The 22,571-nt window shown below is 72.0% G+C and carries 19 protein-coding genes and 1 tRNA gene; all 20 read left to right on the top strand.

Translation table 11 applies throughout. From position 1 onward, the window contains the following. The first annotated feature begins 9 nt into the window (after positions 1 to 9). Complete coding sequence (locus tag KUV85_RS05510; RefSeq protein ID WP_219962864.1) at positions 10 to 1,731, top strand: CTP synthase; 1,722 nt, start codon at positions 10 to 12, stop codon at positions 1,729 to 1,731. Further along, on the top strand, positions 1,728 to 2,312 hold the full coding sequence (locus KUV85_RS05505; RefSeq protein ID WP_219962215.1) for an NUDIX domain-containing protein: 585 nt from the start codon (positions 1,728 to 1,730) through the stop codon (positions 2,310 to 2,312). The genes KUV85_RS05510 and KUV85_RS05505 overlap by 4 nt, the downstream gene beginning before the upstream one ends. 33 nt (positions 2,313 to 2,345) lie before the next feature. Further along, on the top strand, positions 2,346 to 3,467 hold the full coding sequence (gene ald / locus KUV85_RS05500) for an alanine dehydrogenase (RefSeq protein ID WP_219962214.1): 1,122 nt from the start codon (positions 2,346 to 2,348) through the stop codon (positions 3,465 to 3,467). Next, positions 3,464 to 4,447, top strand: coding sequence for a site-specific tyrosine recombinase XerD (gene xerD / locus KUV85_RS05495; RefSeq protein WP_219962213.1), 984 nt, complete (start codon positions 3,464 to 3,466; stop codon positions 4,445 to 4,447). The genes ald and xerD overlap by 4 nt, the downstream gene beginning before the upstream one ends. Further along, complete coding sequence (locus KUV85_RS05490; RefSeq protein ID WP_219962212.1) at positions 4,447 to 6,960, top strand: DEAD/DEAH box helicase; 2,514 nt, start codon at positions 4,447 to 4,449, stop codon at positions 6,958 to 6,960. The genes xerD and KUV85_RS05490 overlap by 1 nt, the downstream gene beginning before the upstream one ends. 445 nt (positions 6,961 to 7,405) lie before the next feature. Beyond that, a complete protein-coding gene (locus tag KUV85_RS05485) occupies positions 7,406 to 8,221 on the top strand; it encodes a ParA family protein (RefSeq protein ID WP_219962863.1) in 816 nt (271 codons plus the stop codon). 2 nt (positions 8,222 to 8,223) lie between these two features. Continuing rightward, on the top strand, positions 8,224 to 8,568 hold the full coding sequence (locus KUV85_RS05480) for a hypothetical protein (protein ID WP_237690252.1): 345 nt from the start codon (positions 8,224 to 8,226) through the stop codon (positions 8,566 to 8,568). Then, entirely contained in the window at positions 8,558 to 9,484 is a 927-nt protein-coding gene (locus tag KUV85_RS05475; RefSeq protein ID WP_219962210.1) for a segregation and condensation protein A, read from the top strand. Before KUV85_RS05480 ends, KUV85_RS05475 begins: the two co-directional genes overlap by 11 nt. After that, positions 9,477 to 10,064: an SMC-Scp complex subunit ScpB gene (gene scpB, locus KUV85_RS05470; protein ID WP_219962209.1), complete on the top strand. Its 588-nt coding sequence runs from the start codon at positions 9,477 to 9,479 to the stop codon at positions 10,062 to 10,064. Before KUV85_RS05475 ends, scpB begins: the two co-directional genes overlap by 8 nt. Further along, the gene (locus KUV85_RS05465) at positions 10,061 to 10,813 is read left to right on the top strand and encodes a pseudouridine synthase (protein WP_237690207.1); all 753 of its coding nucleotides are present in this window, start codon (positions 10,061 to 10,063) and stop codon (positions 10,811 to 10,813) included. The genes scpB and KUV85_RS05465 overlap by 4 nt, the downstream gene beginning before the upstream one ends. A 58-nt stretch (positions 10,814 to 10,871) precedes the next feature. Further along, on the top strand, positions 10,872 to 11,936 hold the full coding sequence (locus KUV85_RS05460; RefSeq protein WP_219962208.1) for a prephenate dehydrogenase: 1,065 nt from the start codon (positions 10,872 to 10,874) through the stop codon (positions 11,934 to 11,936). 11 nt (positions 11,937 to 11,947) lie between these two features. Then, positions 11,948 to 12,628 carry a (d)CMP kinase gene (gene cmk, locus KUV85_RS05455; protein WP_219962207.1) on the top strand — a complete coding sequence of 227 codons (681 nt, stop codon included), beginning with the start codon at positions 11,948 to 11,950 and terminating at the stop codon, positions 12,626 to 12,628. After that, positions 12,625 to 13,383, top strand: a complete 759-nt coding sequence (locus KUV85_RS05450) for a lysophospholipid acyltransferase family protein (protein WP_219962206.1) — start codon at positions 12,625 to 12,627, stop codon at positions 13,381 to 13,383. Before cmk ends, KUV85_RS05450 begins: the two co-directional genes overlap by 4 nt. Further along, entirely contained in the window at positions 13,383 to 14,738 is a 1,356-nt protein-coding gene (gene der, locus KUV85_RS05445) for a ribosome biogenesis GTPase Der (RefSeq protein ID WP_219962205.1), read from the top strand. The genes KUV85_RS05450 and der overlap by 1 nt, the downstream gene beginning before the upstream one ends. A gap of 46 nt (positions 14,739 to 14,784) precedes the next feature. Next, on the top strand, positions 14,785 to 15,366 hold the full coding sequence (locus KUV85_RS05440; protein WP_219962204.1) for a hypothetical protein: 582 nt from the start codon (positions 14,785 to 14,787) through the stop codon (positions 15,364 to 15,366). Beyond that, on the top strand, positions 15,363 to 16,955 hold the full coding sequence (locus KUV85_RS05435) for a DNA polymerase Y family protein (protein WP_219962203.1): 1,593 nt from the start codon (positions 15,363 to 15,365) through the stop codon (positions 16,953 to 16,955). Before KUV85_RS05440 ends, KUV85_RS05435 begins: the two co-directional genes overlap by 4 nt. Positions 16,956 to 17,035: 80 nt before the next feature. Then, positions 17,036 to 17,620, top strand: a complete 585-nt coding sequence (locus KUV85_RS05430) for a GTPase domain-containing protein (protein WP_219962202.1) — start codon at positions 17,036 to 17,038, stop codon at positions 17,618 to 17,620. 52 nt (positions 17,621 to 17,672) lie between these two features. Beyond that, on the top strand, positions 17,673 to 19,049 hold the full coding sequence (locus tag KUV85_RS05425) for a hypothetical protein (RefSeq protein ID WP_219962201.1): 1,377 nt from the start codon (positions 17,673 to 17,675) through the stop codon (positions 19,047 to 19,049). Positions 19,050 to 19,051: 2 nt separating this feature from the next. Beyond that, positions 19,052 to 22,321: an error-prone DNA polymerase gene (locus KUV85_RS05420; RefSeq protein WP_219962200.1), complete on the top strand. Its 3,270-nt coding sequence runs from the start codon at positions 19,052 to 19,054 to the stop codon at positions 22,319 to 22,321. An 82-nt stretch (positions 22,322 to 22,403) separates the two neighbouring features. After that, a tRNA-Pro gene (locus tag KUV85_RS05415) sits at positions 22,404 to 22,477 on the top strand. Positions 22,478 to 22,571 lie beyond the last annotated feature (94 nt).

Below are 22,571 nucleotides of genomic sequence, written 5' to 3'. Positions count from 1 at the left end.
CCCGTGAAGATGGCGCCCGGTAGTGGTCAGACAACGCACCTGTTCGTCACCGGAGGTGTCGCCTCCTCGCTGGGGAAGGGACTGACGGCCTCCAGTCTCGGCCGGCTGCTCCGCAGCCGTGGTCTACGGGTGACGATGCAGAAGCTCGATCCGTACCTCAACGTGGATCCGGGGACGATGAACCCGTTCCAGCACGGGGAGGTCTTCGTCACCGACGACGGGGCCGAGACCGACCTCGACATCGGTCACTACGAGCGGTTCCTGGACACCAACCTCAACCAGATCGCCAACGTGACGACGGGTCAGGTCTACTCCTCGGTGATCGCCAAGGAGCGCCGCGGCGACTACCTCGGCGACACCGTCCAGGTGATCCCCCACATCACCAACGAGATCAAGGAACGCATCCTGCAGATGGGGCGCGGCACCGGTGACCAGGCGGTGGACATCGTCATCACCGAGATCGGCGGCACCGTCGGCGACATCGAGTCGTTGCCCTTCCTCGAGGCGGCACGGCAGGTGCGCCACGACATCGGCCGCGACAACTGCCTGTTCCTGCACGTGTCCCTCGTGCCCTTCATCGGGCCCTCGGGGGAGCTGAAGACCAAGCCGACGCAGCACTCCGTCGCAGCGCTGCGCCAGGTCGGCATCCAACCGGACGCGATCGTGTGCCGCTCGGACCGTGAGCTCCCCGAGTCGATCAAGCGCAAGATCTCGCTGATGTGCGACGTCGACGAGGAGGCCGTGGTCAACGCCGCGGACGCGCCCTCGATCTACGACATCCCCAAGGTGCTGCACCGCGAGGGCCTCGACGCCTACGTCGTACGCCGGCTCACGTTGCCCTTCCACGACGTCGACTGGACCGAGTGGAACGACCTGCTGCACCGCGTGCACCACCCGCGCGAGGAGGTCACTGTCGCACTGGTCGGCAAGTACGTCGACCTGCACGACGCCTACCTCTCGGTGGCCGAGGCGCTGCGTGCCGGTGGGTTCGCCCACGAGGCCAAGGTCACCCTGCAGTGGGTGCCCTCCGACGAGTGCGAGACGCCCGCCGGCGCGGCACGCCACCTCCAGGACGTGGACGCGATCTGCGTGCCCGGTGGGTTCGGCATCCGCGGCCTGGAGGGCAAGCTCGGAGCCCTGACCTACGCGCGCACCCACGGCATCCCGACCCTCGGCCTGTGCCTGGGCCTGCAGTGCATGGTGATCGAGTACGCCCGGACCGTCGCCGGCCTCACCAAGGCCGCCTCCACCGAGTTCGACCCCGACGCACCGGAGCCGGTCATCGCGACGATGGAGGAGCAGAAGTCCGTCGTCGAGGGGGAGGGCGACCTGGGCGGCACCATGCGGCTCGGCCTGTACCCGGCCGACCTCGCCGAGGGCTCGGTCGTGCAGGAGGCGTACGCCGCCACTGCGGTCTCGGAGCGGCACCGGCACCGCTACGAGGTCAACAACGCCTACCGGGACCAGCTCGGCGAGGCCGGCCTGGTCTTCTCCGGCACCAACGCCGAGCTCGACCTCGTCGAGTTCGTCGAGCTGCCGCGCGAGGTGCACCCCTACTACGTCGGCACCCAGGCCCACCCCGAGCTGCGGTCGCGGCCCACCCGGCCGCACCCGCTGTTCGCCGGCCTGGTCGGGGCCGCACTGGCACGCCAGCGCGAGCTGCGGCTGGAGATTGACGAGTCCAGCCTGCACGCGGCCGTGGTCGACGAGGACGACGAGACCGGCGCGTGAGCCTCGCCGACCGCCCCGGGAGCTGGCCGGTCCTCTCCAACACCGACCTGCACCGCGACGACTGGGTGGTCGCGCTGCGCCGCGACCGGATCCACCCGCCGGGCGAGCCCGACCACGCCTTCGACCGGCTGGTGGTCGAGCACCCCGGCGCGGCCATCGTGCTGGCGCTGGACGCCGAGGAGAACGCCTGCCTGCTGCGGCAGTACCGCCACGCCTCGGCCGGGACGTTCGTCGAGCTGCCCGCCGGGCTGTGCGACGTCGCGGGGGAGGACCCGGTGGAGACGGCCCGCCGCGAGCTGCGGGAGGAGGCCGGACTCGATGCCGCGTCGTGGCGCCACCTGCTGACGACCGTGCCCTCGGCCGGCATCACCAGTGAGCGCCAGCACCTCTACCTCGCCCGCGAGGTCACGCCGGCCGAGGACGTGGACTTCACCCCCGCCCACGAGGAGGCGCGGATGGAGGTCCACTGGGCCCCGCTGGCGGAGTTGTACGAATCGGTGTTGGCTGGTCGGGTGAGTGAAGGCCCGCTGGCGGTCGCGGTGCTCGCCTACGTGGCGCTGCGCGACCGTGGTGAGTTGTAGAGTCCGCAGCAGTCGCGAGGAGGGATCGGTCCAGTGAAGGTCGGCGTACCCACCGAGGTGAAGGTCCACGAGTACCGCGTGGCGATCACGCCCATCGGTGTCCACGAACTGACGGGGCAGGGGCACGAGGTCGTCATCCAACAGGGGGCCGGAGTCGGCTCGGCCATCAGCGACGAGGACTACGTCGCGGCCGGCGCGCAGATCCTCCCAGATGCCGACGCGGTCTGGGAGAGCGCTGACATGGTGCTCAAGGTGAAGGAGCCCATCGCCGAGGAGTACGCCCGGATGCGGGAGGGGCAGACGCTCTTCACCTACCTGCACCTCGCGGCCGACGAGGCGCTCACCCGCGAGCTCCTCGACCGCAAGGTCACCGCCCTCGCCTACGAGACGGTGCAGCTCCCCTCGGGGGCGCTCCCGCTGCTCTACCCGATGTCGGAGGTGGCCGGCTGCCTCGCACCCCAGGTCGGGGCGCACTCGTTGATGAAGGCCCACGGTGGACGCGGCGTGCTGATGGGCGGCGTCGGTGGCGTCCACAACGCCAAGGTCGTGGTCATCGGTGCCGGCGTCGCCGGGCAGAACGCCGCGAACATCGCCCTGGGCATGGGGGCCGACGTCACCCTGCTCGACACCGACCTGGACAAGCTCCGGATGTCGTTCTGGCGCTACCACAACGCCGTGCACGGCCTCGCCTCCACCTCGCTCACCATCCAGGAGCAGGTCACGCAGGCGGACCTGGTCATCGGTGCGGTGCTGATCCCCGGCGCGAAGGCGCCGAAGCTGGTGACCAACGACCTGGTCTCGCGGATGAAGCCGGGCTCGGTGCTGGTCGACGTCGCGGTGGACCAGGGGGGCTGCTTCGAGGACTCCCGGCCCACCACCCACGACGACCCCACCTACACCGTGCACGGGTCGACGTTCTACTGCGTGGCCAACATGCCGGGTGCGGTGCCCAACACCTCCACCTACGCGCTGACCAACGCCACGCTGCCCTACGTCATCGCGTTGGCGGGCAAGGGGTGGCGCCAGGCCTGCAGCGACGACCAGAGCCTCGCGCTGGGCCTCAACACCCACGCCGGACAGCTCACGAACGCGCCGGTCGGCGCGGCCGTGGGCATCGACGCGATCGGTCTCGAGGAGGCACTGGCCCCGTCGTGACCGAGACCCACGCCGGTCCCGGGCCGATCGACCGGGCGGTCCGGACCTATCTGGACCACCTCGGCATCGAGAAGGGGCTGGCGAAGAACACGCTGACCTCCTACCGCCGCGACCTCCGCCGCTACCGGCAGTTCCTCGCCGACGCCGGCATCGGCGACCTCGACGGGGTCACCGAGACCACGGTCACCGACTTCCTGGTGTGGCTGCGCGAGGGCGACGCCGAGCACCCCGCCCTGAGCGCGTCCTCCGCCGCGCGCACGGTCGTGGCGGTGCGGGGCTTCCACAAGTTCGCCGTCGCCGACGGCCTGGCCGCGGCCGACCCGGCTGCCGCGGTCAAGCCGCCCTCGCCGGCCAAGCGGCTGCCGAAGGCGCTGCCGCTGTCCGACGTCGAGGCGATCCTCGATGCCGCGGGCGCTCCCGACACCACGCTGGCACTGCGCGACCGCGCCCTGCTGGAGGTCCTCTACGGCACCGGTGCCCGCATCTCGGAGGCGGTCGGGCTCGACCTCGACGACGTCGCCGACCTCACCGGTGAGGACAGTGACCACGGTGCGGCCGGCACCGTCCTGCTGCGGGGCAAGGGGAGCAAGGAGCGGATCGTGCCCATCGGGTCCTACGCCCGCGACGCGCTCTCGGCGTACGTCGTCCGCGGACGCCCCGCACTCGCCGCCGCGGCGACCAGCAGCACGGCCGGGGGAGCCCTGTTCCTCAACGCCCGGGGCGGCCGGCTGTCGCGACAGTCGGCCTGGTCGGTGCTGGTGAAGGCGGCGGACCGCGCCGGCGTCACCCGGGACGTGTCGCCGCACACGCTCCGCCACTCCTTCGCGACCCACCTCCTCGACGGGGGCGCTGACGTGCGGGTGGTGCAGGAGCTCCTGGGCCACGCGTCGGTGACCACCACGCAGGTCTACACCCTGGTCACCGTGGACAACCTCCGCGAGGTCTTCGCCACGGCCCACCCGCGGGCGCGGGAGGACTGATGTCGGAGGCCTACGACCGGTTCCTCGCCCACACCGAGGCACGCGGGCTCGACCTCTACCCCCACCAGGAGGAGGCGGTCCTCGAGCTGCTGTCGGGCAACAACGTCGTGCTCGCCACCCCGACCGGCTCCGGCAAGTCGCTGGTCGCGCTGGCCGCGGTGATGGGGGCGATGGCCGAGGACCGGGTCGCGTTCTACACCGCTCCGATCAAGGCGTTGGTGAGTGAGAAGTTCTTCGAGCTCATCGACGTGCTGGGCGCCGACGACGTCGGCATGCTCACCGGCGACGTCGCCGTCAACGCGGACGCCCCGGTCATCTGCTGCACCGCCGAGGTGCTGGCCAACATCGCGCTGCGCGAGGGCGATGCCGCCGACGTGGGCCTCGTGGTCATGGACGAGTTCCACTTCTACGGCGAGCCCGGCCGGGGCTGGGCCTGGCAGGTCCCGCTGCTGGAGCTGCCGCAGGCCCAACACCTGCTGATGTCGGCCACCCTGGGCGACACGACCGCGCTCGCACGGGACCTGACCCGGCGCAACGGGCGCGAGACCGCGGTCGTCGACCGCGCCGAGCGGCCGGTGCCGCTCAGCTTCGACTGGTCCCTCACGCCGCTGCCGGACAAGCTCGAGGAACTGGTGACCGAGGGCGAGGCGCCCGTCTACGTCGTCCACTTCACCCAGGCGGCCGCCGTCGAGCACGCAACGTCGCTGCTCAAGAGCGGCTTCGAGGGGCGCAAGCTCGCACCGGGCGTGGACGGCGCCGCGACCAAGGACGAGATCGCGGCCCGACTGGCCGGCGTACGGTTCGCCGCTGGGTTCGGCAAGACCCTGTCCCAGCTGCTCCGTCGCGGCATCGGGGTGCACCACGCCGGGATGCTGCCGCGCTACCGACGCTTGGTCGAGCAGCTCGCCCAGGCCGGCCTGCTCACCGTCATCTGCGGCACCGACACCCTGGGGGTGGGCATCAACGTGCCGATCCGCACGGTGCTCTTCACCGGGCTGGCGAAGTTCGACGGCCGAAAGCAGCGAGTGCTGCGCACGCGGGAGTTCCTGCAGATCGCCGGGCGCGCCGGCCGCGCCGGCTACGACACGCGCGGGACGGTGGTCGTCCAGGCACCCGAGCACGTCATCGACAACGAGAAGGCCAAGGCCAAGGCGGCCGCCAAGAACGCCAAGGGCGGCAAGAACAAGTCCAGGGCCAACCTGAAGAAGCCGCCCGAGGGCACGGTGGTGTGGACCGAGGCGACCTTCGAGAAGCTGGTGCGGGGCGAGCCGGAGCGCCTCTCGTCGCAGATGAAGGTCGACAACGCGATGCTGATCAACGTCGTCTCCCGCGAGGAGGACGCCTTCCCGGTGCTGCGGCGCATCCTCACCGACAACCACGAGGACCGGCGCAGCCAGCGGCGTCTGGCCACGCGCGCCGTACGCCTCGCGCGCACGCTCGTCGCCTCCGGCGTCCTCACCCGGCTGGAGGAGGTGGACGAGCACGGGCGGCGCTACGTGCTGACCGAGGCGCTGCCGGAGGACTTCGCACTGAACCAGCCGCTCGCGCACTTCGCGCTCGAGGTCTTCGACCTGCTCGACCCGGAGTCCGCGACCTACACCCTCGACCTCGTCTCGGTCGTCGAGGCGGTGCTGGAGGCCCCGCGGCCCCTGCTGATGGCACAGCGGCACGCGGCACGGGGCGAGGCGATCGCCGAGCTGAAGGCCGACGGCGTCGAGTACGACGAGCGGATGGAGATCGTCGAGGAGATCAGCTGGCCCGAGCCCCTGGCCGAGCTGCTCGACCCGCTGTTCGAGACCTACCGCGAGACCCATCCGTGGATCCCACCCGAGGCGCTCTCGCCGAAGTCGGTCCTGCGCGAGATGTGGGAGCAGGGGATGGGGTTCACCGACCTCGTCTCCCGCTACCAGGTCGCGCGGTCCGAGGGCCTGGTGCTGCGCTACCTCACCGACGCCTACCGCGCCCTGCGCCAGACGGTGCCGGAGTCGCGCCGCACCGAGGAGCTGGACACCCTCGTGGAGTGGCTCGGGGAGACCGTCCGGCAGGTCGACTCCTCGCTGCTGGACGAGTGGGAGGCCCTCCTGGATCCCACCCACGCCGGGCGCGCGGTGGCCGCCCACGAACCGCCGCCCCCGCCGCGGCCGCTCTCGCAGCAGGGGCGCGTGTTCGAGGTGATGGTCCGCAACGCCCTGTGGCGCCGGGTGGAGCTCGCCGCCCGCGACGACGTCGACGGTCTCGCCGCACTGGAGGAGGACCCCACCTTCACCCGCGACCAGTGGGACGCCGCACTGGAGGAGTACTACGCCGAGCACGACGAGGTCCGCACCGATGCCGACGCCCGCGGCCCCGACCTGTTCCGCCTCGACCGCGACACCTGGGAGGTCGTGCAGACCCTGCACGACCCCGAGGGCCACCACGACTGGGTGATCGAGGCCGTCGTCGACCCCGACGCATCGGACCTCGCGGGCGAGGCCGTCGTCCGCACCACCGCGCTGCGGTGCCTGGGCGGCTGAACCCGCCGGACCTCGTCCCTCGCTCCGACTCCGCAGCCGCTCCTCGGCGTGTCTGCGCTGGTTGGTGCCACGCCGTGCGGTGCGTTGCTCCGCCGGACCTCGTCCCTCGCTCCGACTCCGCAGCCGCTCCTCGGCGTGTCTGCGAAATGTCGACACGGCGACATAGTTGACTCGCCCCTGACAGCAACCCGCACACGAGGTGAGGCAGATGATCGGCGGATACTTCTCAGGCTCCCACGCACCCGACATGCCCCCACGGACGCCGACCCCGTCGGCACCGGGGGCCGACGAGCCGGGAGCCCCGCTGAAGTTCCCCACGCCCACTGCCGACCGGGTCGAGGCGCCGGCGCCGGCCGAGCCCGCCGCGACGACCGAGGTCGAGGACCACGCGGGCAGCGAGGCACCGGCCGACTCGGAGGTGAAGCTCGGGCCGACCGGGCGCCCGATGCCCGACCTGCCCGTCCCGCCGCCGCTGACCGAGCACGGTCCCGCCCGCATCATCTCCATGTGCAACCAGAAGGGCGGCGTGGGCAAGACCACGACGACCATCAACCTGGGGGCGTCGCTGGCCGAGTACGGCCGCAAGGTGCTGCTGGTCGACTTCGACCCCCAGGGGTCGCTCTCGGTGGGGCTGGGCCTGAACCCCCACGAGATGGACCTGACGATCTACAACCTGCTCATGGACCGCGAGGTGACCATCGACGACGTCGTGGTGCCCTCCGGTGTCGAGGGCGTGGACCTGCTGCCCTCCAACATCGACCTCTCGGCGGCCGAGGTGCAGCTGGTGCACGAGGTCGCACGCGAGCAGACCCTGCAGCGGGTGCTGCGCAAGGCCTCCGCGGACTACGACGTCATCCTCATCGACTGCCAGCCCTCGCTCGGCCTGCTGACGGTCAACGCCCTGACGGCGTCCCACGGCGTCATCGTGCCGCTGGAGTGCGAGTACTTCGCGCTGCGTGGCGTGGCGCTGCTGAAGAACACCATCGACAAGGTGACCGAGCGCCTCAACCCCGACCTGGAGATCGACGGCGTCCTGGGCACCATGTTCGACGGACGCACCCTCCACGGCCGCGAGGTGCTCGAGCGACTCGTCGACGCCTGGGGCGACAAGGTCTTCCACACCGTCATCCGCCGGACGGTGAAGTTCTCCGACTCCACCGTTGCCGGCGAGCCGATCACCACCTACGCGGGCACGTCGGCGGGCGCCGACGCCTACCGCGACCTGGCGAAGGAGGTGTCCCTGCGGTGCCTCGACGCGTGAGCATGCCCACGGCCGACGACCTGTTCCGGCCCACCGGCGGCGCCGACGGCGAGCAGCCCGCCCCGGCGCGGGTGCGCGCCGTCCCCGACGAGCCCGCACCGGCCGAGGAGACGTCCACCGCGAAGAAGCGGGCCAGCGGACGGATCCGCCACGACGAGAAGATGACGGTCTACGTCACCTCCGCCGAGCTGATGGAGATCGAGCAGACCCGCCTCCAGCTGCGTGGGGGCCACGGCCTGACCGTGGACCGCGGACGCCTGGTGCGCGAGGCGCTGCACCTGGTGCTGGAGGAGTTCGAGGCGCACGGGGAGGACTCCGCGCTGGTCAGGCGACTGCGTGAGCAATGATGCTGCGGTGACCACCGAGCCGCCACCCCTGCCTGAGGGGGACCAGCCTCCCGCCGAGGAGCACAGCGGCTTCGCCGTACGCCTGGACAACTTCGAGGGCCCCTTCGACCTCCTGCTCAGCCTGATCTCCAAGCACAAGCTGGACATCACCGAGGTCGCCCTCTCCAAGGTCACCGACGAGTTCATCGCCCACGTGAAGGCACGCGGGACCGACAGCGACGAGGGCCTGGAGGAGACCACCAACTTCCTCCTCGTCGCGGCCACCCTGCTCGACCTCAAGGCGGCCCGGCTGCTGCCCGCGGGCGACGTGGAGGACGAGGAGGACCTCGCGCTCCTCGAGGCGCGCGACCTCCTCTTCGCGCGACTGCTGCAGTACCGCGCCTACAAGGAGATCGCGGCGGTCTTCGACGAGCGACTGGTGGCCGAGGGCCGACGCCACCCCCGCTCGGTCGGGCTCGACGAGCGGTTCGCCGGGCTCCTGCCCGAGGTGCTCATCGGCATCGGCCTGGACCAGTTCGCCGACCTGGCGGCCAACGCGCTCGCGCCCAAGCCCGAGGACCCCTTCACCCTCCAGCACCTGCACGCGCCGGCCGTCAGCGTCCGCGAGCAGGGCGTGGTCGTGATGGACCGGTTGCGCCGGCAGGGCACGATGACCTTCCGTGCGCTGTGCGGCGACTCACCGGACACCTTGACCACGGTGGCGCGCTTCCTCTCCCTGCTCGAGCTCTTCCGGGAGGGCGCGGTCGCCTTCGACCAGGTCTCCGCCCTGGGCGAGCTCACCGTCCGGTGGACCGGTGGCGAGGACCAGGAGATCGAGATCACCGACGAGTTCGACGGGACGCCCGCGCCCGACGACGCCCCCGCACCCGACGACGTGCCCACGCACGACCCCGAGCAGGAGAACCACGATGACTGAGGAAGCCCTCGCCGTCCCCGTCGCCGACCTCCGTCCCGCGCTGGAGGCGATCCTGATGGTGGCCGACGAGCCGTTGGACGACCTGGCACTGGCCTCGGCGGTCGGCTACCCCGAGCCCGAGGTCACCGAGGCGCTGCACGCCCTCGCGACCGAGTACGACGACCAGGGGCGCGGCTTCGAGCTGCGCAAGGTCGCCGGAGGCTGGCGGTTCTACACCCGCGAGGAGTTCTCGCCGGTCGTGGAGGCCTTCGTGCTGGAGGGACAGCAGGCCCGGTTGACCCAGGCCGCGCTGGAGACGCTCGCCGTCGTCGCCTACCAGCAGCCCGTCTCCCGTGCCCGGGTCTCGGCAGTGCGCGGGGTGAACGTCGACGGCGTGATGCGCACGCTGCTCAACCGCGGCCTGCTGGAGGAGGCCGGCGAGGACGGCGAGCACGGCGCGACGCTGTACCGGACCACCACCTACTTCCTCGAGCGCATCGGCATCCAGTCGCTCGACGAGCTCCCCGAGCTGGCACCCCACCTGCCCGACCTGGACGAGATGGAGCCGCCCCAGGCCGACGCCGGGCAGGACCAGACGTGAGCCCGGACATCCCCACCGACGACGAGGGCCTGGTGCGGCTGCAGAAGCTGCTCGCCCAGTCCGGCGTCGCCTCCCGCCGCAAGTGCGAGGAACTGATGCTGGCCGGTGAGGTCGAGGTGGACGGCGAGGTCGTCACCCGGCTCGGCACCAAGGTCGACCCGCGCACCGCGGTGGTGAAGGTGTCGGGCGAGCGCCTGCCACCGGCGTCCCCGCACGCCTACCTGGTGCTCAACAAGCCCCAAGGCGTCGTGTCGACGATGTCGGACCCCCAGGGACGCCGCACCCTCTCCGACCTCGTCGCGGACCGTCCCGAGCGGCTCTTCCACGTGGGCCGGCTCGACACCGACACCTCCGGGCTGCTGCTGCTCACCAACGACGGCGAGTTCGCCCACCGGATGGCCCACCCGTCGTACGAGGTCGAGAAGACCTACGTCGCCCAGGTCAGCGGCCGGGTCGCCGACGGCACGCTCGCCGACCTCCTCACCGGCGTGGAGCTCGAGGACGGTCCGGTCGTCGTACGCCGTGCCCGGCTGCTCACCACCACCGGCGACAAGTCGATCGTCGAGCTGGTCATCCACGAGGGACGCAACCGCATCGTGCGGCGACTGCTCGACCACGTCGGTCACCCCGTGCAGCAGCTGGCGCGCACCCGGTTCGGGCCGGTCGACCTGGGCGAGCTCCAGGTCGGCACGCTCCGCGACCTCGACCGCAGCGAGCTGGGTGCCCTGCTGGAGATCGTCGGGCTCTGACCGCAGCGCCCCCGACACCGCACTCTCGCGGTCATGGCGCCCCGGATAGCCTTGCCCGGTGCCACTCAACGGACCCGTGGAGATCGTCGGTGCGGGGCTGATCGGGACCTCGATCGCCCTGGCCTGCCGTCGCGCCGGGCTGGAGGTGATCCTCACCGACACCGAGGCGCGCCACCTGCGCACGGCCTCGGGCCTGGGGGCCGGCCGGCTCCGGGAGCCCGGCGACGTGCCCGAGCTCGTCGTCGTCGCCGTGCCGCCGGACCATCTCGGCGCCGCGATCCGGGAGGCGCTCGACACGGCCGGCCCGACGACGGTCGTCACCGACGTCGGCAGCGTCAAGCAGGCACCGCTGGACGCCGTGTCCGACCACCCGGCCGTGTCCCGCTACGTCGGCAGCCACCCGATGGCCGGGAGCGAGCAGTCCGGACCGTTGGCGGCCTCGGCCACCCTCTTCGACGGACGGCCGTGGGCCGTCGTCGCCGGCCCGTCGGCGATCCCGGACGCGGTGCACGTGGTGGAGTCGCTGGTCGAGGCCTGCGGTGCGTTGACCGTGCGGCTCGGCCCGGGCGACCACGACAAGGCGGTCGCACGGACCTCCCACGTCCCGCACCTGGTCGCCTCGGTCATCGCCGGCACGCTGGCCGGAGCAGCGCCGGGCCACCTCGCGCTGTCGGGACAGGGCGTGCGTGACGTGACGCGCATCGCCGGTGGCGACCCCGGCCTCTACAGCCAGATCATCGGCGGCAATGCCGGAGCGGTCGCCGAGGTGCTGGCGCAGGTGCGGCAGCGGATCGACCTCGCGCTCGATGCGCTGGGCAGCGAGGACCGCGTCGGACTGGAGTCGCTGTTGGTGCACGGACTCTCCGGCACGCGGGCGATCCCCGGCAAGCACGGTGGCGCGCCGCAGGCGACCGAGACCGTCTGGGTCCAGGTCCCCGACCACCCGGGCGAGCTCGCACGGCTGTTCGGCGACGCCGGTCGCAGCAGCGTCAACATCGAGGACGTGCGCATCGATCACGACCCGGGGCGGCCGGTGGGTCTGGTCGAGCTCGACGTGGCCGAGGGGAGCGCCGGCACGCTGTTGGAGGCGCTCGACTCGATGGGTTGGACCGCTCACCGGTAACCTAACGCCCCGTGAGTGCAACGGGTCTGGTCATCGCGGTCGATGGCACGTCGGGGTCGGGCAAGTCCAGTACCTGCCGCGGCGTGGCCGAGCGCCTCGGCCTGCGCTACCTCGACACCGGTGCGCAGTACCGCGCGATGACGTGGTGGATGCTGCAGCACGGCGTCGACGTCGACGACGCGGCCGCCGTCGCCGCAGCCTCGGCCCGGCCCGACATCGTCTCCGGGACCGACCCGCGCGACCCCACGATCGTGGTCGACGGGCGCGACGTCTCGGTCCAGATCCGCTCCGACGAGGTCAACCGTGCGGTCTCCCCGGTGAGCGCCGTGCCCGCGGTCCGCGAGCGGCTCGTCGCCCTGCAGCGCGACGTCGTCGGTGACGGTGGCATCGTCGTCGAGGGCCGCGACATCGGCTCGGTCGTCTGCCCCGACGCCCACGTCAAGGTCTTCCTCACCGCCGATCCCAGCGCCCGTGCCGAGCGCCGGGCCGCCGAGGAGGGCGGCAGTGACATCGCCTCCACCCAGGAGTCGTTGCTCCACCGGGACCGCATCGACTCCGGCCGGGCCGTCGCACCGCTGGTGCAGTCCGACGGCGCAGTGGAGATCGACAGCACCCATCGCTCGCTCCACGACGTGATCGACCTGGTCGTCGGGCTCGCCGACCAGTCGCCGAGCACCGCGTCGGAGCGATGACCCACGCCCTCCCGGGGGCGCACCGCGACCGGCCGCGCAGCGACGCCGTCCCCCATCCCCGGCGCGGTCTGCTGCACCGTGGCCGCCCCGCGTCGCGCTGGCTCATCCGGCGGTGGTACGACGTGCGGGTCCACAACGCGGAGCGGTTCCCGAAGGCGGGACCCGTGGTGGTGGCGGCCAACCACGTGGGGTTCGTCGACGGTCCGCTGCTGGCGATCTTCGCGCCGCGGCCGGTACACGCCCTGACCAAGGAGGAGATGTTCGTCGGCCCGCTGGGAGGTTTCCTGCGGGCCGCCGGGCAGATCCCGCTGCAGCGCCGCTGGGTCGACCCGCGCGCGGTGCGCACCAGCCTGCGTGTCCTGCGCGAGGGTGGCGCGGTGGGGGTCTTCCCCGAGGGGAGTCGCGGCGCCGGCGAGCTGCGACGCTTCCACCGGGGTGCGGCGTACCTGGGCATGGTCGGCGGCGCACCGGTCGTGCCGATCACCTTCCTGGGGACCCGGGAGCCCGGCGGCACGTCCGGCTCCCTGCCCGGACGTCGTGCGAGGATCGACATCGTGGTGGGTGAGCCGATCACGCTGCCGGCGACGGGCTGGCCGCGGAAGAAAACCGAGGTGGCACGACGTTCCCTCCTCCTGCGTGACCACATGCTGCACGAGTTGCGGCGCGCGAAGGCCGAGACCGGGCGGGAACTGCCGGGTCCACTCTCCGAGGGCGATTTCGAGCCATTGCCCGGCAACCTCCTGGAAGGGCACTGATGAGCGAGTACGACGAGCACGAGGCGGTCGCGAGCGGGCCGATCCCGGTGCTCGCGGTGATCGGCCGCCCCAACGTGGGCAAGTCCACGTTGGTCAACCGGATCCTGGGCCGCCGCGAGGCCGTCGTCGAGGACATCCCGGGTGTCACCCGTGACCGGATCTCCTACGACGCCCACTGGAACGGACGGGCCTTCACCCTCGTCGACACCGGCGGGTGGGACCCCGACGCCAAGGGGATGGCCGAGCGCATCCGGGAACAGGCCGAGATCGCGGTGTCCCTGGCCGATGCGGTGCTCTTCGTCGTGGACGCCGTCGTGGGCATCACCGACGCCGACGCCGAGGTCGTCAAGGTGCTGCGCCGCGCCGGCAAGCCCGTCGTGCTGGCGGCCAACAAGGTCGACGACGAGCGCACCGAGGCCGAGGCACACGCGCTGTGGAACCTGGGACTGGGAGAGCCGCACCCCATCTCGGCGCTGCACGGTCGCGGCTCGGGTGACCTGCTCGACGTGATCCTCGAGGCGCTGCCCGAGCCGCCGACGGAGGAGGACCCCGTCGACGCCGGACCCCGCCGCGTGGCGATCGTGGGACGCCCCAACGTGGGCAAGTCCTCGTTGCTCAACAAGCTGGCCGGTGCCGAGCGCGTGGTCGTCGACAACGTCGCGGGGACCACCGTCGACCCGGTCGACGAGCTGGTCGAGCTCGGCGACCGGACGTGGCGCTTCATCGACACCGCGGGCATCCGCAAGCGGGTCAAGGAGTCCTCCGGCCACGAGTACTACGCCTGGCTGCGGACCTCCACGGCGATCGACCGGGCCGAGGTCGCGGTGCTGGTGCTCGACGCCGAGGAGTCCATCGCCGAGCAGGACGTGCGGATCCTGCAGGCGGTCAGGGACGCCGGCCGCGCGCTGGTCATCGCGTTCAACAAGTGGGACCTGGTCGACGAGGAGCGGCGCTTCTACCTCGAGCGCGAGGTGGAGCGCGACCTGGTGCAGGTGCGCTGGGCGCCCCGCATCAACATCACCGCCCGGACCGGGTGGCACATCGACCGACTGGTCCCCGCACTGGACAAGGCGCTGGAGGGCTGGGAGACCCGCGTGGGCACCGGTGCCCTGAACTCCTTCCTCGGCCGCCTGGTCGCCGAGCGGCCGCACCCCGTGCGCGGTGGCAAGCAGCCCAAGGTGCTCTTCGGCACGCAGGCGTCCACGGCGCCACCGACGTTCGTGCTGTTCACCTCGGGCAAGCTCGACCAGGGCTACGAGCGGTTCATCGAGCGGCGGCTGCGCGAGGAGTTCGGCTTCGTCGGGACGCCGATCGCGCTGCAGCAGCGCGTGCGGGAGAAGCGCAAGCGCAGGTAGCGGACCTCACCTTGACGCGTTCGAACACCTGTTCGATCATGGGTGGGTGAGTGCCCAGGTCGTCGAGGAGCTGCGCGAGCGGATCTCCGCGCTGGAGGGCGGCCCCGCGCGGGTGCCGATCCCCACCCATCCGCTGCTCGTGGGCCTGCTGCAGCTGCACGCCGGTGGCACCTACGTCGTCGACTCGGCCTCGCTGGCGCTGACACTGGCCGCGGGGGCCTCGCGTGCGGGGGAGTGGGTCGGGTTCGCCGGCTGGCAGGAGTTCGGGGCCGAGGCCGCGACGCAGTGGGGCGTCGCGCTCGACCGCACCGTCCTCGTGCCGCACCCCGGTGAGCACTGGCTGGAGGTGACCGCGGCGCTGGTCGACGTGCTCACCGTCGTCGTGCTGCGACCAGCGGGAACGGTCGACCCGAAGTCCGCCTCGGTGCTCCAGGCACGACTGCGCGCGCGGTCGGCCGCGCTGGTGGTCTGGGGTGACTGGCCGCGGCCAGATGCCCGGATCACGACCCGCCAGGTGCGCTGGCAGGGACTCGAGCGGGGCCACGGTCGGCTCCGTGAGCGACAGGTGCGGGTCGACGTACGCCGCGGCGGGCCGCCGCTGTCGGGCGAGTTGGTCTACCCCTCATGAGTGCGCGACGGACCCTGGTCCTGTGGTGTCCGGACTGGCCGGTGGCGGCAGCCCTCGCCGAGGCGGCCGAGGACGGTTCGACGGTGTCGTCACGGGAGCCCGCCGCGGTGCTCGTGGGCAACCTCGTCGAGGTCTGCAACGCCCCGGCGCGGGCGGAGGGAGTCCGGCGTGGCCAGCGTCGACGCGACGCACAGTCGCGGTGCCCGGACCTCCGGCTCCTCGCGGCCGGTGAGGAGCGCGATGCGCGGTACTTCGAGCCGGTCCTGGCGCTGGTCGAGGACCTGCGTCCCGGTGTCGCTGCCCTGCGTCCCGGGCTCCTGGCCGTCCCGGCGCCCGGTCGCTACCACGGCGGCGAGGAGGCCGCAGCCGCGCAGATCGCCGAACAGGTCGTGGCGGCGGGGGTGTGGGACTGCCGCATCGGTGTGGCCGATGACCTCTACGCCGCGGAGCGGGCTGCACGCCGGGCGGAGCCCCAGGGTTGGGAGGTCGTGCCGGTCGGAGGGTCCGCGGCGTACCTGCGCTCCCTGCCGGTGGCGGTGCTGGGTGACGACGGTCCCGAGGGTCGCGCGCTGGCCGACCTGCTGCGACGCCTGGGGCTGGTGACGCTGGGGGACGTCGCCGCATTGGAGCCCGGTGCGGTGAGCAACCGGTTCGGCGACTACGGGTTCGACGTGTGGCGCCGCGCCTCCGGTCGGTCCGAGGCGCGTGCCGGTCCGCGAACCCCACCGGCTGACCTGGACTGCGAGGTCAGTTTCGAGCCTCCGTTGGAGTCCGCCGAGGCGGTCTGCTTCAGTGTGCGCACCACGGCGGAGCGCTTCGTCGCCGGGCTCGCGGAGCGACAGCTGGTCGCCACGGCGGTGCACGTGGAGGCGACGTACGACGAGTTCGGCGGCGGGGGCGTCTCCTCGCGCACCTGGGTACATCCGCGGTGCTTCACCTCGCGAGACCTCGTCGACCGGGTCCACTGGCAGCTGCAGGCATCCAGTGGTCTCAGGAGCCGGCGGGACGCCGGGGCGGTGCGGGCACCGGTCGAGCGGGTGCGGTTCCTTCCCGAGACCGTCGAGTCCGCCGCCGACCATGCCGACGGGCTGTGGGGTGGTGGTGCGGCAGAGCAGGTCGTGCGTGGGGTGGCGCGCATCCAGGCGATGCTCGGCTACGACGCCGTGCGCGTGCCGGTTCTCCAGGGTGGACGCAGTGCGGCAGACCGCCAGGCCAGTGTCACGTGGGGCGAACGCGCCACCGGTCACCGGCCGGTCGACCGCCCGTGGCCCGGACGGATCCCCGGTCCGGCGCCGGTCCGTGTCTTCGATGCGCCGCTTCCGGCGGAGGTCCACGACCCCGCGCACCACCGGGTCGGCGTGACCGAACGAGGGGTCGTGACCGGCGAGCCCGTGCGGTTCCGGATCGACGGCGCGTGGCAGCCCGTCGCGACCTGGGCCGGCCCCTGGCCGCTGGACGATGCCTGGTGGTCCGGCGACGAGGAGCAGGGCGGGAGGTCGGCACGCTTCCAGGTGGTGGGGGTGGACGGACGGGCGTGGCTGCTGGTGTGGCGCCCGCGCGGCTGGCTGGTGGAGGCGGCGTACGACTGAGCGGGAGCGGACCGTCGGCGGCCGGGGCGCGGGGCGCGGGTAGCCTCGTTCGCGGATCGACCGGACCCGAGGAGCAGCCCATGCCCGGACCACTCGTGGTGGTTCCGCTGGCCGTCGGCGGTGCCGTCGTCGCGCACCGTGTCCGGCATCGTCTCGACCGCAAGCACGTACTCGTGGTCGGGCCACGCGACGCCGGCAAGACGCTGCTGTTCTCGCTGCTCACCCGTGGCGAGCGGGCGCTCGCCGACCGGGCACACCGCGGGGAGACGCTCGACTTCATCCGCCGACCGGTCAGGATGAAGCACCTGAACTGGAAGGTCAGCTACGTCGACACCCCGACCGACCGGGTCACCGATGCCGACGACGTCCGTGCCCGACTCGAGGGTGCCGACCTCGTGGTCTTCGTCGTCGATGCCAGCCGCATGGCTGACGAGGCCTACCGCGCCGAGGCCGGACTGCTGGCGATGGGGGTCCGGCTCAACGCCGACGATCACACGCGTCGGGTGCTGGTGCTGACCCACGCCGACCGGATCGGCTCGGCGGAGGTGGCGGGGCAGGACGAGCTCGCCGAGATCGTCGGTGACGACGCTCCGGACCTGGTCGACCTCACCCGGTGGCGGTCGGCCTCGCAGGTCGTACGACGGGTGGTGCGGGAGTTGCTCTGAGGACCTGTCCGTGACCACTTGTTCGTCGAACACGTGTTCGATAGAGTGAGGCATGAGCAACCCAGCCACTCCCGATCGACGCGAGGTCCTCGCGTCGATCGAGCGGCGGGTGCGGGTTCGTCGACGCAACGACGTGGCCGAGTTGACCGACGTGCTGGCGTGGGCAGATGCCCATTCGGGGGATCCCCGGGACCAGCCGGGTGCGGTCCCGGCGTCCCACGGCGGTCCCCGGCTGGTCACGGTCGGCGGCGAGGGCACGCCCGCGGTGGTGGACCTGTGCTGCGCCGAGCTCGCCATCGCCCGACAGGCAGGCGTGGTGGCCACCGAGCACGTGATGGCCGACGCCTTGGACCTGCGTCACCGGTTGCCGTTGACGTGGAGCGGGGCACAGGGGTTGCTGTGCGAGGTCTGGGTGGTGCGCAAGGTGGCACGACTGTCCCGGGGCCTGTCACGTGTGGCCGCCGGGCTCGTCGATGCCGCGGTCGCGGCCGCACTGCACGAGACGCCGAGCCGGATCCTGACAATCGCGGAGGCGAAGGTCATCGAGACCGACGCGGCTGCCCACCGTGCACGCCTGGCGGCCAACCTGGCCCGGCGCGCGGCACGGCTGGACGAAGCCGACGCCCTGGATCTGGTCCGAGCCGTCGAGGACCTGGCCGATGTCGTGGCCAGCGAGACGGACCACGACCCCGACGCGCCGCCGACGCGTGACCAGCTGCGCGCCGATGCGCTCGGGATGCTCGGGCGTCCTGCGGAGGTGCTGCGGCTGGTGGACGGGGCGGGAGGTCTCGACCCGGCGTCGCACGTTCCTCGCGACCCCGGCCCGACCGGCAAGGATCCGGCTCACGTCCCTGGCCCGGCCGGCACGCGCGGGCCACGCCGCGTCGCGATCCTCCACGTCCACCTGTCCTCGGATGCGGTTGCCGAGGCTGACGGGAGTGGAGCGATCGCGCGGGTCGAAGGCGTCGGTCCCCGACTGGTGGACGAGGTCGCCCGGTTGGTGCGCCACCACGAGATCCACCTCCAGCAGGTCCTCGACCTCACCCAGGTCCACGCCGTCAACGGCTACGAGCACCCCACGCTGGTGCGGCAACGCACCGAGCAGCGAGTCCGCGGTGACGCCTTCCCGCACACCACCGTCGCCTCGACCGCGACCTGCGGGACGCGTCAGGTCGACCACGACCATCCCGTCCCGTACGACAGGGACGGGCCACCAGGCCAGACAGGGGACCTCGACGATGCCCCCCTGACCAGACGACATCATCGCGCCAAGACCCATCTGGGCTACGGCACCGATCAGCTCGCGCTCGGGACCTACCGCTGGCGCACGCCCCACGGCCTGGGACGGGTGGTGACCCCGTCCGGCGCCCGGCGGGTCGACCTGCTCACCGCCAGCGAGAGCACCGTCATCGGCGAGACCTACGACTAGCGATGGGATGGAACAACCCGCCGGTCCCGTGGCAGGAGCTGGAGCGACGCCTCTCCGGACGCCCGCCGGGGGAGGAGGACGCGCCGATCTCGCGTCGTCGGCAGCGCGCCGCGAGCACCGGAGACGTCGCGCGACCGGCCACGGCGACGCCGTACGCCGAGCTGCACTGCCACAGCCACTTCAGCTTCCTCGACGGCGCCAGCTCGCCTGCGGACCTCGTCGCCGAGGCGACGCGCCTCGGCCTGTCCGCGTTGGCACTGACCGACCACGACGGGTTCTACGGCGCCCCCCTCTTCGCCGAGCACGCCGCGGCACACGACCTGCCGACGGTGTACGGCGCCGAACTGTCCCTCGGCCTCACCGCACCCCAGCAGGGCATTCCCGACCCCGAGGGGGAGCACCTGCTCGTGCTGGCCCGCGGCGTCGAGGGCTACCACCGGCTCTCCGCAGCGATGACCGATGCCCACCTGCGAGGGGACGAGAAGGGCAAGCCCGCCTACGACCTCGACGAGTTGGCAGGCCGTGGCCGCGACCACTGGGTGGTGCTGACCGGCTGCCGCAAGGGGAGCGTGCGGACGGCGCTGCGACGCGGTGGTCCCGCGGCCGCGGCAGGAGCCGTCGATGACCTGGTGGATCGGTTCGGCAGAGGCGCCGTGGTGGTCGAGCTGGGTGGCGCCGGCCGTCCGGATGACGACGAGGTCAACGACGTGCTCGCGGGCATCGCGGCCGAGCGACACCTCCCGACGGTCGCGACGGGCAACGTCCACCACGCCACCCCGGACCGGCGCCGACTCGCCGCGGCCATGGCAGCCATCCGTGCCCGCAGCAGCATCGCCGAGCTCGACGGCTGGCTCGACCTCTCCGGTGCTGCCCACCTGCGCAGCGGGGAGGAGATGGCGCGCCTCTTCGCCCGCTACCCCGGTGCGGTCGAGTTCAGCGTCACCCTCGCCGAGGAGCTCGCTTTCGACCTCAGCAAGGCGACTCCCCGCCTGCCCAAGCACCGCATCCCCGAGGGCCACACGACCGACAGCTGGCTGCGGGTGCTCACCGAGCGTGGCTTCGCCGAGCGGTACGCCGGCACCCCGCTGGAGGAGGAGGCCAGGGCCAGGGTGGAGGCAGAGCTCGACGTCATCACGCGCAAGGACTTCGCTGGCTACTTCGTCATCGTCCACGACATCGTGGCCTTCGCCCGCAGCAGGGGGATCCTCTGCCAGGGGCGGGGCTCCGCCGCCAGCTCGGCGGTCTGCTACGCCCTGGGCATCACCGCGATCGACTCGGTCTACTACCGGTTGCCCTTCGAGCGGTTCATCTCCGAGCACCGCGACGAGGAGCCCGACATCGACGTCGACTTCGACTCCGACCGGCGCGAGGAGGTCATCCAGTGGGTCTATGACACCTACGGCCGCCACAACGCCGCCCAGGTCGCCAACCAGATCAGCTACCGACCACGGATGGCGATCCGTGACGCGGCCAAGGCGTTGGGGCACTCCCCGGGACAGCAGGACGCCTGGTCCAAGCAGGTCGACGGCTGGCACGGCGAGATCTCGGAGGAGCTCGAGATCCCGCGTGCCGTGGTCACCCTGGCCGAGGAGCTGCTCTCCGCGCCGCGCCACCTGGGCATCCACTCCGGTGGCATGGTGCTGACCGAGCGACCCATCGGCGAGGTGTGCCCGATCGAGCGGGCGCGCATGGATCGTCGCACCGTGCTGCAGTGGGACAAGGACGGCTGCGAGTCGATGGGGCTGGTCAAGTTCGACCTGCTCGGCCTGGGCATGCTCGGCGCACTGGACCACAGCCTGCGACTCGTGGCGCAGCACAAGGGACAGCAGTGGACCCTGGAGACGATCCCCAAGGAGGAGGCAGCGGTCTACGACATGCTGTGTCGCGCCGACTCCATCGGTGTCTTCCAGGTGGAGAGTCGGGCCCAGATCGGCACCCTGCCGCGGCTGAAGCCCCGCTGCTTCTACGACCTGGCCATCGAGATCGCCCTGATCCGTCCCGGACCGATCCAGGGTGGGGCCGTCCACCCCTACATCCGTCGCGCCACCGGCAAGGACCCGGTCACCTACGCCCACCCGTCGCTGGAGCCCGTCCTCGGACGCACGCTGGGGGTGCCGCTGTTCCAGGAGCAGCTGATGGCGATGGCGGTGACGCTGGGCGACTGCACCCACGACGAGGCCGACCTGCTGCGTCGCGCCATGGGGTCCAAGCGCGGCATCGAGCGCATCGAGCGGATCAAGGAGTCGCTCTACGCCGGCATGGCGCGGCGGGGGCTGGTGGGGGAGCAGGCGGACGCGATCTACACCCAGATCCTCTCGTTCGCGAACTTCGGCTTCGCCGAGTCCCACGCCCTGAGCTTCGCGCTGCTGGTCTACGCCTCCTCGTGGGTCAAGCTGCACCACCCGGCAGCGTTCCTGGCCGGACTGTTGCGCAACCAGCCGATGGGCTTCTACTCGCCGCAGTCACTCGTCGCGGACGCCCGCCGCCACGGCGTGGCGGTACGTCGTCCCTGCATCGTGCACTCGCAGGCGCAGGCCGACCTGGAGGATGCCGGCACCTCGGTGCGGCTCGGCCTGGACTCGGTGCGCGGCATCGGCACCGACCTCGCCGAGCGCATCGTGGCTGAACGAGAGGTCGCGGCGTACGTCGACATCACCGACCTCTCCCGCCGCGTCGGCCTCACCAGCACCCACCTCGAGGCACTGGCCACCGCCGGGGCCTTCGACGGGTTCGGCCTCGACCGGCGCAGTGCGCTGTGGATGGCCGGGTACGCCGAGACCGACGCCCAGCTGCCGGGCAGCACGCCGCGCCCGGCCTCCCCGGAGCTCCCCGGCCTGAGCGGGGAGCAGCTGACCCTGGCCGACCTCTGGGCCACGAACATCTCCCCGGAAGTCCACCCCATGGAGCACCTCCGCGAGGACCTGGCCACCGCAGGCGTGCTCTCGGTGGCGGACCTGCAGCACACCGAGGCCGGCAAGCGGGTGCGGGTGGCCGGCATGGTCACCCATCGCCAGCGACCGGGCACCGCCATGGGGATCACCTTCCTCAACGTCGAGGACGAGACCGGCATGCTCAACGTCGTCTGCTCGGTCGGCGTGATGAGCGTGCACCGGCAGGCGGCACGCAACCGGGTCGCGGTGGTGGTCCGCGGCAAGCTCGAGCGCGAGGAGGGGGTCGTGAACCTGGTCGCCGACCGCGTCGACCCCATCGAGTCGGTGGTGACCGGTGCCAGTGGCACGCTGCAACAGCAACGCTCCCGCGACTTCCGATGACACCGGCGGGCCGATTCGGGGGCGCTCGTCGCGCTGCGGTACTGTTCACCCGGCTCCGGACGGCGATCCCGCACGGAGCTTTCGGGCTGTGGCGCAGTTTGGTAGCGCACGTGACTGGGGGTCACGGGGTCGCAGGTTCAAATCCTGTCAGCCCGACCGATCCGAAGAACCCTTCCCGACCCGGTCAGGAAGGGTTCTTCCGTTCTCGGCGCCTCCACCGGCCGGTACCGTCACCGGCATGGTCACCGGC

Origin of the sequence: Nocardioides panacisoli, from assembly GCF_019448235.1 — a bacterium.
In the GTDB taxonomy this organism is placed as follows: Bacteria; Actinomycetota; Actinomycetes; order Propionibacteriales; family Nocardioidaceae; genus Nocardioides; species Nocardioides panacisoli_A.
This window is presented reverse-complemented; position numbering and strand designations above follow the sequence as displayed.

Excerpts from the sequence above, each read along its gene's own strand:
- KUV85_RS05425 (WP_219962201.1), top strand. The coding sequence starts at position 17,673 with ATGAGCAACCCAGCCACTCCCGATCGACGCGAGGTCCTCGCGTCGATC.
- KUV85_RS05480 (WP_237690252.1), top strand. The coding sequence starts at position 8,224 with ATGCCCACGGCCGACGACCTGTTCCGGCCCACCGGCGGCGCCGACGGC.
- KUV85_RS05430 (WP_219962202.1), top strand. The coding sequence starts at position 17,036 with ATGCCCGGACCACTCGTGGTGGTTCCGCTGGCCGTCGGCGGTGCCGTC.
- KUV85_RS05450 (WP_219962206.1), top strand. The coding sequence starts at position 12,625 with ATGACCCACGCCCTCCCGGGGGCGCACCGCGACCGGCCGCGCAGCGAC.
- KUV85_RS05510 (WP_219962864.1), top strand. The coding sequence starts at position 10 with ATGGCGCCCGGTAGTGGTCAGACAACGCACCTGTTCGTCACCGGAGGT.
- KUV85_RS05485 (WP_219962863.1), top strand. The coding sequence starts at position 7,406 with ATGCCCGACCTGCCCGTCCCGCCGCCGCTGACCGAGCACGGTCCCGCC.
- scpB (WP_219962209.1), top strand. The coding sequence starts at position 9,477 with ATGACTGAGGAAGCCCTCGCCGTCCCCGTCGCCGACCTCCGTCCCGCG.
- KUV85_RS05420 (WP_219962200.1), top strand. The coding sequence starts at position 19,052 with ATGGGATGGAACAACCCGCCGGTCCCGTGGCAGGAGCTGGAGCGACGC.
- der (WP_219962205.1), top strand. The coding sequence starts at position 13,383 with ATGAGCGAGTACGACGAGCACGAGGCGGTCGCGAGCGGGCCGATCCCG.
- KUV85_RS05435 (WP_219962203.1), top strand. The coding sequence starts at position 15,363 with ATGAGTGCGCGACGGACCCTGGTCCTGTGGTGTCCGGACTGGCCGGTG.
- KUV85_RS05490 (WP_219962212.1), top strand. The coding sequence starts at position 4,447 with ATGTCGGAGGCCTACGACCGGTTCCTCGCCCACACCGAGGCACGCGGG.